The 16,019-nt window shown below is 71.8% G+C and carries 16 protein-coding genes; 11 read left to right on the forward strand and 5 right to left on the reverse strand.

Translation table 11 applies throughout. From position 1 onward, the window contains the following. Positions 1–45: 45 nt before the first annotated feature. On the forward strand, positions 46–1,104 hold the full coding sequence (ku, locus tag G401_RS0111035) for a non-homologous end joining protein Ku (RefSeq protein ID WP_027342566.1): 1,059 nt from the start codon (positions 46–48) through the stop codon (positions 1,102–1,104). Here ku and G401_RS0111040 read toward each other — a convergent pair. Genes G401_RS0111040 through G401_RS44840 form a run of 3 tightly spaced genes read right to left on the reverse strand, consistent with a single transcriptional unit; the run spans position 1,101 to position 2,442 of the window. Beyond that, positions 1,101–1,607, reverse strand: coding sequence for a hypothetical protein (locus tag G401_RS0111040; RefSeq protein ID WP_027342567.1), 507 nt, complete (start codon positions 1,605–1,607; stop codon positions 1,101–1,103). The two genes, ku and G401_RS0111040, sit on opposite strands and share 4 nt — an antisense overlap. Further along, a complete protein-coding gene (locus tag G401_RS44835; protein WP_034591247.1) occupies positions 1,607–1,909 on the reverse strand; it encodes a hypothetical protein in 303 nt (100 codons plus the stop codon). The genes G401_RS0111040 and G401_RS44835 overlap by 1 nt, the downstream gene beginning before the upstream one ends. Continuing rightward, positions 1,906–2,442 carry a hypothetical protein gene (locus G401_RS44840; protein WP_051366477.1) on the reverse strand — a complete coding sequence of 179 codons (537 nt, stop codon included), beginning with the start codon at positions 2,440–2,442 and terminating at the stop codon, positions 1,906–1,908. Before G401_RS44840 ends, G401_RS44835 begins: the two co-directional genes overlap by 4 nt. Positions 2,443–2,619: 177 nt before the next feature. Between G401_RS44840 and G401_RS0111055 the strand changes: the two genes are divergently transcribed. Continuing rightward, the gene (locus tag G401_RS0111055) at positions 2,620–3,513 is read left to right on the forward strand and encodes a type IV toxin-antitoxin system AbiEi family antitoxin domain-containing protein (RefSeq protein ID WP_027342568.1); all 894 of its coding nucleotides are present in this window, start codon (positions 2,620–2,622) and stop codon (positions 3,511–3,513) included. 3 nt (positions 3,514–3,516) lie between these two features. Here the strand turns inward: G401_RS0111055 and G401_RS0111060 are convergent, their stop codons facing one another. Then, positions 3,517–5,061: a dolichyl-phosphate-mannose--protein mannosyltransferase gene (locus tag G401_RS0111060; protein ID WP_027342569.1), complete on the reverse strand. Its 1,545-nt coding sequence runs from the start codon at positions 5,059–5,061 to the stop codon at positions 3,517–3,519. Between the two features lie 54 nt (positions 5,062–5,115). On the opposite strand from G401_RS0111060, the gene rsmI reads away from it, so the two are divergent. Beyond that, positions 5,116–5,958, forward strand: a complete 843-nt coding sequence (rsmI, locus tag G401_RS44845) for a 16S rRNA (cytidine(1402)-2'-O)-methyltransferase (RefSeq protein WP_051366478.1) — start codon at positions 5,116–5,118, stop codon at positions 5,956–5,958. Here rsmI and G401_RS44850 read toward each other — a convergent pair. Continuing rightward, positions 5,952–6,716, reverse strand: coding sequence for a hypothetical protein (locus G401_RS44850; RefSeq protein ID WP_157545590.1), 765 nt, complete (start codon positions 6,714–6,716; stop codon positions 5,952–5,954). The genes rsmI and G401_RS44850 overlap by 7 nt on opposite strands. A 109-nt stretch (positions 6,717–6,825) precedes the next feature. Between G401_RS44850 and metG the strand changes: the two genes are divergently transcribed. The 8 genes from metG to G401_RS0111110 all read left to right on the forward strand — a co-directional run bounded on the left by metG (position 6,826) and on the right by G401_RS0111110 (position 15,976). After that, positions 6,826–8,598 carry a methionine--tRNA ligase gene (gene metG, locus G401_RS0111075; protein WP_027342570.1) on the forward strand — a complete coding sequence of 591 codons (1,773 nt, stop codon included), beginning with the start codon at positions 6,826–6,828 and terminating at the stop codon, positions 8,596–8,598. A gap of 108 nt (positions 8,599–8,706) precedes the next feature. Continuing rightward, positions 8,707–9,732 carry a hypothetical protein gene (locus G401_RS0111080; protein ID WP_245601685.1) on the forward strand — a complete coding sequence of 342 codons (1,026 nt, stop codon included), beginning with the start codon at positions 8,707–8,709 and terminating at the stop codon, positions 9,730–9,732. A gap of 31 nt (positions 9,733–9,763) precedes the next feature. Then, a complete protein-coding gene (locus tag G401_RS0111085) occupies positions 9,764–10,621 on the forward strand; it encodes a TatD family hydrolase (RefSeq protein WP_027342572.1) in 858 nt (285 codons plus the stop codon). A gap of 192 nt (positions 10,622–10,813) precedes the next feature. Beyond that, positions 10,814–11,677 carry a 16S rRNA (adenine(1518)-N(6)/adenine(1519)-N(6))-dimethyltransferase RsmA gene (rsmA, locus tag G401_RS0111090; protein WP_027342573.1) on the forward strand — a complete coding sequence of 288 codons (864 nt, stop codon included), beginning with the start codon at positions 10,814–10,816 and terminating at the stop codon, positions 11,675–11,677. After that, positions 11,674–12,624, forward strand: coding sequence for a 4-(cytidine 5'-diphospho)-2-C-methyl-D-erythritol kinase (locus tag G401_RS0111095; protein WP_027342574.1), 951 nt, complete (start codon positions 11,674–11,676; stop codon positions 12,622–12,624). Before rsmA ends, G401_RS0111095 begins: the two co-directional genes overlap by 4 nt. A gap of 21 nt (positions 12,625–12,645) precedes the next feature. Next, positions 12,646–14,427, forward strand: a complete 1,782-nt coding sequence (locus G401_RS0111100) for an ABC-F family ATP-binding cassette domain-containing protein (protein ID WP_027342575.1) — start codon at positions 12,646–12,648, stop codon at positions 14,425–14,427. 57 nt (positions 14,428–14,484) lie between these two features. Further along, entirely contained in the window at positions 14,485–14,916 is a 432-nt protein-coding gene (locus G401_RS0111105) for a DUF4383 domain-containing protein (protein ID WP_034591249.1), read from the forward strand. Between the two features lie 40 nt (positions 14,917–14,956). Then, positions 14,957–15,976, forward strand: a complete 1,020-nt coding sequence (locus G401_RS0111110) for a GNAT family N-acetyltransferase (RefSeq protein WP_027342577.1) — start codon at positions 14,957–14,959, stop codon at positions 15,974–15,976. Positions 15,977–16,019: the final 43 nt, after the last annotated feature.

Here is a 16,019-nt window from a genome sequence, read left to right on the forward strand (position 1 = left end):
CAGCCCTTGGGCTGAGGAACGCTGTGTCAGGCTGGCCCTATGCCGATGCGCGCCATCTGGAAGGGCTCGGTCTCGCTCGGCCTGGTCGGGATCGCGGTGAAGCTCTACTCCGCCACGGAGGAGAAGGACATCCGCTTCCATCAGGTGCACGCCGCCGACGGGGGCCGGATCTCGATGCGCCGGGTCTGCTCGGTGGACGGCGAGGAGGTCCCGTACGCCGAGGTCGCCAAGGGTATCGAGGCCGACGACGGTGCGGTGGTGGTGCTCACCGACGAGGATCTGGCCGAGGTGCCGGTGGCGACCGCGAAGACGATCACCGTGCTGGAGTTCGTCCCCGCCGAGCAGGTCGACCCGGTCCTGTTCGCGAAGGCCTACTACCTCGCGCCGGACGGTGCCGCAGCGGTGAAGCCGTACCTGCTGCTGCGGGAGTCGTTGCGGGATTCCGACCGGGTCGGCATCGTCAAGATCGCCCTTCGGCAGCGCGAGCATCTGGCGGCGTTGCGCGTACGCGATGACGTGCTGGTCGTGAGCATGATGCTGTGGCCGGACGAGGTACGCGAGCCGGACTTCGACCTTCTGGGCAAGGGCGCGACCCTGCGTCCGCAGGAGCGGAAGATGGCCGCCTCGCTGGTCGAGACGATGGCCGGGGACTTCCAGCCGGACGAGCAGACCGACGACTACCGGGCGGCGCTGCTGGAGTTGGTCGAGGCGAAGTTGCACGGCGGTGAGGTGGCGAGGGCGGCGCCGGAGCGGCCGACGAAGGCCGCCGACCTGCTCGCCGTGCTGACCGCCTCGGTGGAGCAGGCCCAGGGCCGGACCGTGCGGACGTCGGCGGGCGAGGCGCCGGGCCGCCGGGCGCCGGCGAAGGCGACGGCCGGGAAGAAGGCGGCGCCGGCGGCGAAGAAGGCCGCGGCAAAGAAGGCGCCGGCGAGGAAGGCTCCCGCGAAGGCCGCACCCGTGAAGAAGGCCGCTGTGAAGAAAGCTGCCGTGAAGAAGGCCGCGGCGACGAGGTCGGCGGCCGGGAAGACGGCCGGAGCCACCGCCAAGGCGGCCTCGAAGAAGGCCGCCCCGGCGAAGAAGGCACCGCGGAAGAAGGCGGCCTAGGAGGTCAGCAACTGGTCGAGGGTGGCGGCGTCGGGCACGTGCGGCCGGAGCCGGCGGGCCTGCAGCAGCAGGCTCGCCAGCAGCAGGGACGGATCGGTGTCGGCGACGTCGAGCCCGAGGCGGTCGCGCAGCCAGGGCGCGACCGTACGCCAGTCGTAGAAGACCGGCCCGGACCGGCCCGGATCGGCCGGTGCCGGGAAGTCGCCGCTGGACAGGTGCCGTAGCAGCATCTCTGGCCGGACTCCGGCACGGTCGGCGACTCCGGCGAGGGTGAGACGGACGGTGTCGGTGACCCGCAGCGGGTGCAGGCCGGCCGATTCGAGGGCCCGGGTGGCCGAGACGATGGCGGCGGCCATCGTCTCGGCGTGCCGGTCGAACTCGGCGACGGCCAGGCCGCCGTCGGTGCCGAAGGCCGCGTCGTCGCAGCCGTGGGTGAACAGGCGGGTGAGGTCGTCGCCCGTGGGCGGCCGGTCGAGGACGAGAACGAAGGCGAGTGTCCGCATCACGGCTCCTGGGTGTGATCGTGTTGCTGGATGAACCGGTCGACCTGCCGGGCGTGGCCGGCCGGGTCGCTCGGGGCGGCCCAGACGGCGCGGTCGGCCCGGCAGCGGACGCAGGCGATCACACCCCACCGTGGCCCGGCCGGAACGGCCCGCAGGAACAGGCCCGCGAGCAGCCCTCGGACCAGGGCGGCGGTGATCTCCGGCGCCGGCAGGCGACCGCCGATCGTCGTGGTCGGCTTGCGGTACGCGACCGGCCGGCCCGGTCGCCCGCGGTGCGGCTCTGGGACCGCCCGGCAGCTCATCGCCCGGCCGGTTCGGCGGGCTCGGCGGGGTCCGCCTCGCCGGACGCCCCGGCGTCACGCGGCCGCGGGTTGGGCCAGCGCGCCACCCAGCCGCCCTGCTCGGGCGTGAGCTCGCCGAGCTTGACGAGGCGGGCCTTGATCCCGGCGACGTTGCGGCCGAACTCCGCCGCCAGCTCGGCATAGGACGCCCCGCCCCGGAACCGCGCGGCGAGCCGGTCCTCGTCCGCCTCCGTCCACTTCGTGAAGAGCTTGGGGTGCTTCTTGCGGCGTTCGGCGAGGCTCGCGGCACCGGGCATGGTCACCGGCTGGCCGGCCCACAGGCTCATCGTGATCAGTTCACCGGGCAGGGCGCTGAGGATGAGGTCGAGGTCGTCCGGAGCGATCAGGCCGTGCAGGTCGGTCATGATCTGGCCGTCGTTGTCGCAGGTGACGACGCTGAAGTCCCAGCGGCCGTCGGGAGTGAGGGTGGAGGAGACCTGACAGGTGCGGTCGGGTCCGGTGACTTCGCGGAGGAACTCCTGCGTCTGCGTCATGCCCCGGGACGATAGGGGGTGGGACCGACGCTTCGCCCTATTGATCAGGGATTTAGGGGCGACACGCCGAGGAAAATGCGCGTAGCGGGGGTCAACCCGTGATCATGCCCGTTTTGTCCGCTTGGTTGATGTGGATGGACGAGCGGGGCGTACGCGCACCGGGCATGCTTGGCGCTCGTGGATGCCGTCGCGCTGCGCCGGCTCGCGTCGCGTCAGCAGGGCCTTTTCACCCGGGGTCAGGCGCGCGACCTGGGCTTCTCGGCGTACCAGATCCGGCGCCGGATTCAGGCCGGCGAATGGTTGGTGGTGGCCGGGGCCGCGCTGGCGGTGGCCGGGCTGCCCGTCACCGAACGCGTACGCGAGCGGGCGATCCTGCTCGACCTGCCCGGTGCCGTCCTGGCCGGCCCCTCGGCGGCCCGCCGGCACGGGTTGAGCAGCGCCGACCGGCGGGTGTTCGTGGCCGTCGGCGACGTCGCGCGGCCCGCCCCGCCCGGGGTCGTGCACCTGCGCGACCAGGTCGGCCCCGGCGACCTCACCCGGCATGAGGGCTGCCCGGTCACCATCGCGGTCCGGACGGTCTTCGACTGCCTGCGCGTACTGCCCGAGCATCAGGCGCTGGCCCTGCTCGACGAGGCCGTGCGGGCCGGCCTGACCACGGTCGACGAGGTGGGGGAGCGGGTGCACGCGCACGCCGGCCGCCGGGACGCGCCACGGCTCGCCCGGCTGATGCGCTCGGCCGGCCGGGGCGGGCGTACGGCGGCCGAGCGGCTGCTGGCCCGGCTGCTGTCGGCGGCCGGGATCGACGGCTGGACCGGTCAGGAACCGATCTTCGATCAGGCGGGCCTCATCGGGCCCGCCGGCTTCGCCTTCCCCGGCGCCCGGCTCATCGTCGAGGTGGACAGCCACGCCCGGCACGGCTCGCCGGGCGCGTTCCAGCGCGACCGCGAGCGGCAGAACCGGCTCGCGGCGGCCGGCTGGAACGTGCTCCGGTTCACCTGGGCGGACGTGGTGCAGCGGCCGGCGTACGTGGTCGCGGCCGTGCAGGGCATGCTCGCGGGAACGGGCGCCTGAGCGTCAGATCCAGCGGTTGCCGAGCCACATCCGGTGCATCCAGGCCTCGTACGGGATCGACTGGCCGGTGAAGATCGGATAGAAGTACGCGAAGTTCAGCGCCACCAGCATGATGAACACGCCGGCCACCACCGCTCCGCTCATGCGGCGCTTCTCGTCGCGGACGGGGTCGCCGACCGGGGCCATGATCACGCCCATGATGTAGACGATGCCGAGGATCAGGAAGGGCTCCATCGGCAGCGCGTAGAAGAAGAACATCGTGCGGTGGTCGAGCTCGTAGGGGAACCAGGGCAGCCAGGCCGCCGCGATGAAGGCGAGCAGGGCGCCGGCCCGCCAGTCGCGGCGGGCGATGCCGAACCAGATGAGCGCGGCCAGTGCCGGGATGAACGCCCACCACAGCAGCGGGGTGCCGTTGAGCACGACCTCGGCGGCGCAGCTGCCGCTGCCGCACGGGTCGTTGGTCGACCAGTAGAAGGCGACCGGGCGGGCCAGCAGGAGCCACTGCCACGGCCACGACTGGTACGTGTGCGGATCGTGCAGGCCGACGTGGAAGTGGTACGCCTGCGAGTGGTAGTCCCACAGGTTGGCCAGCGCGCTGATGCCCCAGGGCAGGCCCTCGCCGGCCGGGCCGTGCCGGTCGAAGCCGCCGTCGGTGAGCAGCCAGCCCGACCAGGAGGCGATGTAGAGCGGGACGATGATCGCGATGCAGACCAGGAACCAGCCGGACTCGTCGAGCAGCGCGTCCGCGATCGGGTGCCGTACGCCGGCCGAGCGCCGGGCGCCGACCTCCCACCAGATCACCAGCAGGGCCATGACCGGCAGGAACGCCAGGGCGCTCCACTTGACGCTGAGCGCGCAGGCCATCATGACGGCGGCCGCGAGGCGCCACCACGGCACGGCGAACCGGGGCCGGGACGCGCGGCCGCGACCGGCCGGGTCGCCGCCCTCGGCGATGAAGCGCATCCAGCGGCGGCGCCGGGCGGTGCGGTCGAGCACCAGGCAGCCGAACGCGGCCAGGATGAAGAACATGAGGAAGATGTCGAGCAGGGCGGCGCGCGACAGCACGAACTCGGCCCCGTCGAAGGTCATCAGCAGGCCGGCGGCGCAGGCCAGCGCGGTCGAGCCGAACAGGTGCTTGGCGATCAGCATCAGCATCACGACGCTGGCGGTGCCGATCACGGCGGCCGAGAACCGCCAGCCCACCTCGTTGTAGCCGAAGATCTGCTCGCCGATGCCGATCAGCCACTTGCCCAGCGGCGGGTGCACGACGTAACCGGGCGAGTTGTTCTTCTCGTCCCATTCGTAACCGAGGCGCCAGAGGTTGTGCGCGTCGGTCGCGTAGTAGATCTCATCGAAGATCTTGCCCTTGGGCGAGCCCAGGTTGACGAACCTCAGGAGCGCGGCGATCAGCCCCACCACGCCCATGGCGAGCCAGGCATAGGGGTCCAGCCGCCGGTCGACGGGGTCCAGGCGGCGGCGTACCACGGCCGGCAGCGCGGGTTCCGCGGTCTCGGGAGTTCCCGTACGCGCCTCGGGGGCAATCGTCATTCGCGCATAGTAGCGCTCAATGTTCATGGGAAGGGACGCCCGGATAATGACAGTATGTTGATCCTCTGCGGCGCGCCCTTGGGAAACCCCGCCGACGCCTCGGCCCGGTTGGCGGAAACTCTCACGACCGCGGAGGTGATCGCGGCCGAGGACACCCGCCGCGCCGTGCGGCTCGCGCGGGATCTCGGCATCGAGATGCCCGGGCGGCTCGTCTCCTACTTCGAGGGCAACGAGGAGAAGCGCACCCCGGAACTGGTCGAGCTGCTGCGTACCGGCACGACCGTGGCATTGATCACCGACGGCGGCATGCCGAGCGTCAGCGATCCCGGGTACCGCCTGGTCACCGCGGCTCTGGCGGCCGGCGTACCGGTGTCGTGCGCGCCCGGGCCCAGCGCGGTCACGACCGCCCTCGCGCTGTCCGGGCTGCCCTGCGACCGCTTCTGCTTCGAGGGCTTCCTGCCGCGTACCGGGTCGGCCCGCCGCGCGCGCCTGGCCGAACTCGCCGCCGAATCCCGCACGCTCGTCTTCTTCGAGTCCACCCACCGCATCGAGGCCACCCTGCGCGATCTGGCCGGCGCGTTCGGTCCGGATCGCGCCGCCGCGCTCTGCCGTGAGCTCACCAAGACCTATGAAGAAGTACGCCGGGGCAGCCTCTCGCAACTGGCGGCCGGGGCCGACGCGTACAAGGGCGAGATCACGCTGGTCGTGGCCGGGGCTCCCGCCGCGCCGGCGGCCCGGCCGAGCGACGCCGAACTCAGGGAACTCGTCGACGAGCGGCTGGCCGGCGGGGGCACCCGGCGGGACGCCATCGACGCCGTGGCCGCGGAGTTGGGCGTACCCCGGAAAGAGGTCTATGCCGCGGCGACCGCGAAGAAGCAGGACGCGGCGGCTCAGTAGGCGGCGGCGAGGAACCCGACGAGGAGCAGCAGCGGCGCGGCGAGGCTGACGGCGACGGCGGCGCGGCGGGCCCGGCGGTCGGTGAAGCGTACGGCGCCCGAGGTGAGCGCGATGCCGGCCCCGCAGAGCAGGCAGAGGCCGACGCCGACGGCCCAGCGCAGGTGCAGGCCGCGCAGGGCCTCGCCGACGTACGCCGTGTCCCCGTGGCTGCCGGCCATCCGGGCGGGCAGGGAGGTGTCCGCCGCCCCCGTCGGTACGCCGTACAGCGCGACCCGCTCGGTCACGGTGCCGTCGGCGGCGGTGAAGTCGCCCACGCAGCGGCGGCTGACCCCGGCGCCGACGCATTCGGTGACGGCGGCCGACCCGTGTTCGCCGTGCCCGACGGCGAGCCACAGCGGCCCGGCGCTGACCCAGGCGAAGAAGGCGGCGAGCAGGGTGAACAGGACCAGGCTGGTCAGCCCGAACACGGAGGCCGCCCGGCGGGCCGGCTCGGCTTTCGGGCGGGCGGGTTCGCGGTGGGCCCGGACGGTGCGGCCGGCCATCATCTCGCGGGTGGGCCACTGCGCCAGGCTCTGCTCGGTGTCCGGCTCGCCGGCGAGGGCGGCCGGTGTCGGCACGGTGACGACGGTCTGCGCCGGTACGCGGCTTTCGATCTCCTCCTGGCCCTCGGGCCGGCCGGCCGGAGGCGCCGGCTCGGGAGCGATCCCACCCCGGCTGTCAGGTGAGGCCCACGGGCTGCTCTCCATTGATCCGGTCACAAGGTAATCTTCCGCGCAAAATAGGTACTAGCTGGACATTGGCTCGCGTGTCGCGCGGAGTGATATCCCGTTCGCAGGGCCGGAGCGAGCCTCATTAGGCTCTATGCCCATGAGCCACGTTCTCGCCGCGGTCGCCTGGCCCTACGCCAACGGCCCGCGCCACATCGGTCATGTGTCCGGATTCGGGGTGCCCTCCGACATCTTCAGCCGGTACATGCGCATGGCCGGTCACGACGTGCTCATGGTCAGCGGCACCGATGAGCACGGCACGCCGATCCTGGTCCAGGCGGACGGTGAGGGGCTGACCGCGCGGGAGGCCGCCGACAAGTACAACCGGATCATCGTCGAGGACCTGGCCGCGCTGGGCCTGAGCTACGACCTGTTCACCCGGACCACCACCCGCAACCACTACGCGGTCGTCCAGGAGATCTTCGAGGGCCTCCAGGCGAACGGCTACATCGTCTCCCAGGTCCAGATGGGCGCCATCTCCCCGTCCACCGGGCGTACGCTGCCCGACCGGTACATCGAGGGCACCTGCCCGATCTGCGGCTACACGAGCGCCCGCGGCGACCAGTGTGACAACTGCGGCAACCAGCTGGACCCGATCGACCTGATCAACCCGCATTCGAAGATCAACGGCGAGACGCCGGAGTTCCGCGAGACCGAGCACCTCTTCCTCGACCTCGGCGCGTTCGCCGAGGCGCTGGGCGAGTGGCTGGACAGCCGCGAGGGCTGGCGGCCGAACGTGCTGCGGTTCTCCCGCAACCTGGTCGACGACCTGCGCCCGCGGGCGATCACGCGCGACCTCGACTGGGGCGTGCCGATCCCGCGCGACGGCTGGGACACCAAGCGCTTCTACGTGTGGTTCGACGCCGTCATCGGGTACCTGTCGGCGTCGATCGAGTGGGCGCGGCGTACGGACAACCCGGAGGCGTGGCGCGAGTGGTGGCAGAACGACGCCGCCCGCGGCTACTACTTCATGGGCAAGGACAACATCGTCTTCCACTCGCTGATCTGGCCCAGCATCCTGCTCGGTTACGACGGCAAGGGCGACAAGGGCGGCAAGCCGGGCGCGCTCGGTGAGCTGGGGCTGCCGACCGAGGTCGTCTCCAGCGAGTACCTGACGATGGAGGGACGCAAGTTCTCCTCGTCCCGCCGGGTCGTCATCTACGTCCGGGACTTCCTGTCCCGCTACGAAGCCGACGCGCTGCGGTACTTCATCGCGGTGGCCGGTCCGGAGACGACCGACACCGACTTCACCTGGGCGGAGTTCCTGCGCCGCAACAACGACGAGCTGGTCGCCGGCTGGGGCAACCTGGTCAACCGCTCGATCGCCATGGCGGCCAAGAACTTCGGCGCGATCCCCGCGCCGGGACCGCTGCTGCCGGCCGACGAGGAGCTCCTGGCCACCGCGAAGGCGGGCTTCGCGACCGTCGGCGGGCTGCTGGAGCAGCACCGGCAGAAGCTCGCGATCAACGAGGCGATGCGGGTCGTGGCCGAGGCCAACCGGTACCTGTCCGACCAGGCGCCGTGGACGCTGAAGGGCGAGGACCAGCGGGAGCGGCTCGGCACGATCCTGCACACCGCGCTCCAGGTGATCAACGACTGCAACACGCTGCTGTCGCCGTTCCTGCCGCACTCGGCGCAGAAGATCTACGAGCTGCTCGGCGGCGCCGGGGTGCTCGCGCCGATGCCGCGGATCGTGGAGGTCGAGGACCTCGACGGCGGCCCCGGCTACCCGATCCTGACCGGTGACTACAGCGGCGGTGCGTGGGAGTCGACGGCCATCACGCCCGGTACGCCGCTGCAGCCGCCGACGCCGGTGTTCAAGAAGCTGGATCCGTCCATCGTGGAGGAAGAGCTCGCCCGTTTGGGCGGCTGACGTCCGCAATTGTGGTGAGTCGGACCGAGGCGGTCGGGGGAAATCCCGGCCGCCTCGTTGGTTCGACTGTCAGGTCCTGTTCACCTTGGCCCCGTAACGTCACGCCTCGTGACGATCGTCGATCAAACCGTGACGGCGAGTGGCGAACTGGACGGTCCTCTTCTCGTTCCGCTGACCCGGACGACGAGTTGGGAACAGATCCAGCGGCTGAGCCAGGTCCCCCCGCGGGGGACCGACGGCGAGCTGATCGCCCAGGTCCGCAGTTCGGCTGCCGTACGACGAGGTACGCGCATGGTCAAGCCGTTGCCCGCCCGGGCCGTCAACGCGACGTTGCGGGGCGCGATGGCGTACGGCTTCTGCTATCGCGAGTTCGACACGGCCCACCTGCGTACGCCGGGGGACTGGTCGGTGCTCGGCGGGGACGCGACCGCGCCGGCGGCGTACATGCTGCGGTGGCGGGCGGTCGACGGGGTCGACTACGGCTACCCGGATGTCACCAGTGGACTGCTCGCGATCCCGGCGCACGAGCGGATCGGTCCGCCGGTGCTCGGCACGGGTTTCGCGCCCAGCAATTCCGAGCTGATCCCCGAATTCATCACCAGCGACTTCGCTGATCTGCCGCTGCCGGCCAACGCCCAGCTCGTGGCGTACACGCCGGAGGGGACCGAGGCGATCCTCTACACGTACCAGCCCGAACAGCGGGGCTGGCTGCGGCTGGCCGGCCCGCAGTGGCGGCACCTGCTCACCCCGCTCAACGGCGTCGCGCCGGACCAGGATTACCTGCCGGTGCAGCCGGAACGCGGCTTCAGCCGGCTGGTCGGCAACTACCAGGGGCTGGAGCACGACGCCGTCGCCGACCCGCCGGACACCTTCCGGGTGCTCGCGATGACCCGGGCCGCCCGGTACTCCGTCGAGTCCCTGAACCGCCGCACCCGGTACGCGCGCTGGCGCGGCGTCCTCTGCACCGGCGTGACCGTCGAGGGCGAATGGGTACGCCTGCGCCTGTGCCGCCCGGACGCGGTCGGCGTGGCGACGCTCGGGGCGCAGTGCCACGAACGCGGGGTCTACGAGGCCTGGGCGCCGGTCGCCGAGGTGACCGACATTCAGGACGTGGACATCCCTTACCGGATCTGAGCGCGGACCTCACCGAATCTAGGATCGGGCGGTGACCAACCGCAGTTCCCGGGCAGCGCTTCGGCGTGAGCGCCCGGCACCGCCCGCGCCCGAACCGCTCGCCGTGCCCGTCCTCGACAGCCACGTGCACCTCGACATCGTCGGCTCCAGCGGGGCCGGCTGGCCGGTCGCCCAGCAGATCGAGGCGGCCCGGGCGGTCGGTGTCGACCGGCTCGTCCAGGTCGGCGTCGACCTCGACTCCTCGGAATGGGGAGCCGCCCTGGCGCGTACCGAGCCGGCCGTGCTCGCCACCGTCGCGCTGCACCCGAACGAGGCGCCCCGCCTGACCGACCTCGACGGCGCGCTGGCCCGCATCGACGCGCTGGCCGACCAGGAGCGCGTACGCGGTGTCGGCGAGACCGGCATGGACACGTTCCGCACCGGTGAGGACGGCCGCAAGGCGCAGGAGCACAGCTTCCGCGGGCACATCGAGATCGCGAAGCGGACGGGCAAGGCGCTCGTCATCCATGATCGGGAAGCGCACGCGGAGGTGCTCCGGATCCTCGACGACGCCGGGGCACCGGACACGGTCGTCCTGCACTGCTTCTCCGGCGACGCCGACTTCGCAGCGGAATGCGTACGCCGGGGCTATGTGCTGTCGTTCGCGGGGACGGTGACCTTCGGGAACGCGCCGCAGCTGCGCGCGGCCGCCGCCCTGACGCCGCTCACCCAGATGCTGGTGGAGACCGACGCGCCCTATCTGACGCCGATGCCGCACCGGGGCGCGCCGAACGGCTCGTACCTGATCCCGCTGACGATCCGCCAGCTGGCGGCGGCGACGGGCAAGGAGGTCGACGAGGTCTGCGCGGGCATCTCCGCCACCGGCGAACGCGTCTTCGGTCCCTGGTGACCGCCCGCCGCCTGCCTTCCCGCCCCGACGATCTTGCGCGAATGTTCGGGCTTTCCGGGCATTCATCGCGAATTTCGGGGCATTCGCGCAAGATCGTCGGAAGGGGGCGGGGGCCACGGGGGAGGGTGACGCGGGACGCGGCGGGCGGCGCCTGAGGGGACGGGCCGCCGCGACCGCATAGAGTGCAGCACCATGACCGGTCTGCTCGGCCCCGCCGAGATTCGCGCCCTCGCCGCGCGGCTCGGGGTGAGCCCGACCAAGAAGCTCGGCCAGAACTTCGTCCATGATCCGAACACGGTCCGGCGTATCGTGACGGCCGCCGGCCTCACCTCGGAAGACGTCGTCCTGGAGGTCGGGCCCGGGCTGGGGTCACTCACCCTCGGGCTGCTGGAGGCGGCCGCCCACGTGCACGCCGTCGAGATCGACGCGCCGCTGGCCGCCGCGCTCCCCGAGACCGCGGCGGAACGCGTACCGGGGGTCGCGGACCGGCTGACCGTCCATCACCAGGACGCGCTGAAGGCCACCGCCGCGGACTTCGACCCGGCCCCCACGGCGCTCGTCGCGAACCTGCCCTACAACGTCGCCGTCCCGGTCGTGCTGCACCTGCTCGCCGAGCTGCCGTCGCTGCGCCACGGCCTCGTCATGGTCCAGCTGGAGGTGGCCGAGCGGCTCACCGCCGGCCCCGGTTCCAAGATCTACGGGATCCCCTCCGTCAAACTTGCCTGGTACGCGTCCGCGCGCCTGGCCGGAAAGGTTCCGCCGAACGTGTTCTGGCCGGTTCCGAACGTGGACTCCGGTCTCGTCGCGTTCACGTCGCGGGAGCCGCCGCGTACGGATGTGCGCCGCGAGGCGGTCTTCGCGGTCGTGGACGCCGCGTTCGCCCAGCGCCGCAAGACGTTGCGCGCCGCCCTGGCCGGGTACGCCGGTTCGCCGCCCGCGGCCGAGCTGCTCCTGCGGGCCGCCGGGGTGGATCCTCAGGCCCGTGGCGAGGCGCTCACCGTGAAGGAGTTCGCGGCCATCGCGGCGCAATCCGGGAACGGTAGGGTGACCCGGTGACCGAAGCGTGGTGGCCGGACGACGACGACACGGACCGGCCGTTGCCCAGCAGTGTGCGGGTACGCGTACCGGCGAAGATCAATCTGCATCTCGGCGTGGGGCCGCTGCGCGCGGACGGCTTCCACGAGCTGCGGACGATTTATCACGCCATCTCGCTGTACGACGAGGTCACGGCGCGGCGCGGCGATACGCTGACGTTGACGATGGAAGGCGAGGGCGCGGGCGACCTGGCGCTCGACGAATCCAACCTGATCATCCGGGCCGCCCGGGCGCTCGCCGACACCGCGAAGGTCGCCGCGCACGCCCGGCTGCACCTGCGCAAGTCGATCCCGCTGGCGGGCGGTCTGGCGGGCGGCTCCGCCGACGCGGCCGCGACCCTGGTCGCCTGCGATGCCTTGTGGGGCACCAATCTCGGCCGTGACGAGCTGGCGCGGATCGCCGCGGACCTCGGTTCCGACGTGCCGTTCCTGGTCCACGGCGGCACCGCGCTCGGCACCGGCCGCGGCGAGGCGGTGAGCCCGGTGCTCGCCCGGGCGCACGTATGGCACTGGGTGGTGGGCATCGCCGACGGCGGTCTGTCCACTCCGGACGTCTACCGGGAGCTGGACCGGCTGCGGTCGGGCCCGGACGGCCCGGCGCCGCTCGACGACGCCGGCGAGCTGATGGCCGCCCTGCGCCAGCGCGACCCGGCCGTGCTGGCCGCCGCCCTCGGCAACGACCTGCAGGCGGCCGCGATCTCCCTGCGCCCGGCGCTGGCCGAGGTGCTCGAAGCCGGCCGGGTGGCGGGCGCGCTCGCCGGCCTGGTCTCCGGTTCCGGACCCACCTGCGTGTTCCTCGCCGCCGGCGCCGAGGACGCCGCCCGGCTGGCGGCCGAACTCGAGAAGGCCGGGGTCTGCCGGGAAGTACGCGTCGCGCACGGCCCTGTTCTGGGCGCCCGCAGCGTCTGACGCGATCGTCGGAAAGGCATCATGGCGAACATCATCAATCTCGACCGGGTCAGCAAGGCGTACGGGACGGCGGGGCCACTGCTCACCGACGTCTCGCTCGGCCTGGAGGACACCGACCGGATCGGGGTCGTCGGCCTCAACGGGGCCGGCAAGAGCACGCTGCTGAAACTGCTGTCCCGGCAGGAGGAACCCGACTCCGGCCGGGTCGCCCACCGGCGGGACCTGCGCGTCGCCAGCCTGCCCCAGCGTCTCGACCTGCCCGGCACCTTCACCGTACGCGACATCGTCCTCGGCACCGCCTGGCTGCCGGAGGGCTTCGCGGCCGAGCACGAGTGGGCCGGCGACGCCGGTGTGCGTACGGTGCTGGACGGGCTGGGCATGCCGGGCATCGGGCTCGACGACCAGATCGGGCCGAAGTCGGGTGGCGAGCGGCGCCGGATCGCGCTGGCGGCGCTGCTGATCCGCCACTGCGACCTGCTGATCCTCGACGAGCCGACGAACCACCTCGACATCGCCGGCATCGGCTGGCTGGCCGACTGGATCAACACGAAGCTCACCTCCGCGCTCGTGGTCGTCACCCACGACCGGTGGTTCCTCGACGCGGTGTGCACCCGGATCTGGGAGGTCGCCGATCAGAGCGTCCGCGCGTACGACGGCGGTTTCGCGGCCTGGACCCTCGCGCGGGCGGAACGGACCCGGCGGGAGGCGGTCACCGAGGAACGGCGGCAGAACCTGCTGCGCAAGGAGATCGCGTGGCTGCGGCGCGGACCGCCCGCGCGGACCAGCAAGCCGCGGTTCCGGATCGACGCGGCCAACGCGCTGATCGCCGACGTCCCACCGGTACGCGACACGGTGACCCTGGCCCGCATGGCGACCGCCCGGCTGGGCCGGCAGGTGTTCGACGTCGAGGACGTGACCCTGCACGCCGGGCCGAAGCTGATCCTCGACCACGTGACGTGGCGGATCGGGCCGGGTGATCGGATCGCCCTGCTCGGTCCGAACGGCGCCGGCAAGACCACGCTGCTGCGGGCGCTCATCGGCACCCTGAAGCCGGACACCGGCGAGGTCAAGGTCGGCCAGACGGTGAAGATCGCGTACCTGTCGCAGGAACTGGTCGAGCTGCCGGGTGAGCTGCGCCTGCTGGAGGCCGTCGAAGAGGTCGCCAAGCGGGTCACGGTCGGCGACAAGGAGATGTCGGCGACGCAGCTCGCGGAGCTGTTCGGGTTCACCGACCGTCGCGTGTGGACGCACGTACGCGACCTGTCCGGCGGTGAACGGCGGCGCCTGCAACTGCTGCGGCTGCTGGCGGCCGAGCCGAACGTGCTCATCCTCGACGAGCCCACCAACGACCTCGACACCGACACCCTGGCCTCGCTGGAGGACCTGCTCGACGGCTGGCCGGGCACGCTCATCGTCGCGTCCCACGACCGCTACCTCGTCGAGCGCGTCACCGACATGGTGTACGCGATGCTGGGCGACGCGAAGCTGACCCACCTGCCGGGCGGGATCGACGAGTACCTGACCCGGTCGGAACCCGAGGCGGCGAAGGCGACCGCGACCCCGGCCAAGGGACCGTCCGCAACGGGCGACCTGCGCCAGGCCAAGAAGGACCTGGTACGCGTCGAGCGCGCGCTGAGCAAGCTGACCGAGCGCGAGGCGAAGCTGCACAAGCAGATGGCCGACAACGCGACCGACTACGCGAAGGTCGCCTCGCTCGACGCGGACCTGCGCACGCTGCTGGCGGAGAAGGAGTCGCTCGAAGAGGAGTGGCTCACGCTCGCGGAGACCGTCAGCGAGGGCTGAAACGGGGTCTTGTAGCCTGCCTGTCGTTCGATTCCCCACCCCTCGCAGGAGCCCGTGATGCTCAGCCACGCACCGGTCAACCACCCGCTCCGGTCGCTGTACCGCACGATCGCCGCCGTCGCCGGCCTCGTGACGCTCGCGCTCGGGGTCTGGGGCTTCGCAGCGACCGCGTCGAACCCCTACTTCGACAAGGGGCCGGGCGAGGTCCTCGGCCTCGGCATGAACCCCGGGCACGCGCTGCTCATGGCGGCCACCGGCGTCCTCATCCTGCTGTCGCTGCTTGCCGGCCGCAACGTCGACCAGGTCGCGAACCTGTTCTTCGGCCTCGCGCTGATGGCCGCCGGCACCTTCGGGCTGCTGACGATGCGTACCGACATGAACGTCCTGAACTACCGGATGGCCAACGTCGTCGTCGCGTTCGTCATCGGCGGCGTACTGCTCACGGCCGGTCTCTACATCAAGTCCGGCAAGACCGTCACCGCCCACTAATTCGGGTGCGCCGGGGTGATGGCCCCGCCATGCTGTGGGCATGAGCCTGACCATCACCCCCGTGACCGTCGACGAGGGCGCCGCCGAGGCGTACGCGGTATACCGGGCGGCCGTTGCGGTGGACCTGCCGCTGGCGCCGATCATGACGCGCCGGTCGTTCGACTCCCTCTACACGCACCCCTGGCCGAGCGAGCGGTCCACCCGGTATCTGGTTCGGGCGAACGGCGTACCGGTGGCCGTCGGCATGACCGAGTTCCCGCTCAAGGAGAACCTCGCGACCGCCTCGATCGGCGTGGCCGTCCATCCGGAGCACCGCCGCCAGGGCATCGGCTCCGAGGTCTACCGCCACCTCGAGGACCTCGTACGCGCCGAGGAGGGGCGTACCAAGATCTTCGCGCAGACGAACGCCGAGATTCCGGGCTGCCCGCCGGGCGATCTGGCCGGCGTCGGCTTCGCGGAGAAGCTCGGGTTCGCCGCGGCCCTGCCCGAGGTCGCCCGGCAACTCGTGATCGAGACGCTGGACCGGCCCGCGCTGGCGAAGATGCTCGCCGAGGCGTGGGAGAAGGCCCCCGGCTACCGCCTCGTCCGCTGGAACGGCATCGCCCCGGACGACCTCATCGACGGCGTCGCGTACCTCGACGGGCGCCTGATCCAGGACGCTCCCATGGGCGACCTCGACGTCGAGCCGCAGAAGGTCGACGCGGCCCGCGTACGCGAACACGAGGAAGCCCTGTCCGCGCGGGGCCGCAGCACGGTCCACGCGGGCGCGGTGCACGAGGCGACCGGGGCGCTCGCGGCCTGGACGACGATCTGCCTGGACCCGGAGGCGGACAACGGGCAGGCGATGCAGTTCATCACGATCGTGGACCCGGACCACCGGGGCCACCGGCTCGGCACGATCGTCAAGATCGAGAATCTGTACGCCGCCCTCGCCCAGGACCCGGACATCAACCGGATCACCACCTGGAACGCGGCGGCGAACGACTACATGATCTCGATCAACGAGGCCATGGGCTTCCGCGCGGCCTACGGCCTGATGGAGTGGCAGAAGAACCTGTAACCGGGACGCGGCTCGGAGCCGGTGGGAGAATCCGGGTATGTCG

It is taken from the genome of Hamadaea tsunoensis DSM 44101 (assembly GCF_000428945.1).
In the GTDB taxonomy this organism is placed as follows: Bacteria; Actinomycetota; Actinomycetes; order Mycobacteriales; family Micromonosporaceae; genus Hamadaea; species Hamadaea tsunoensis.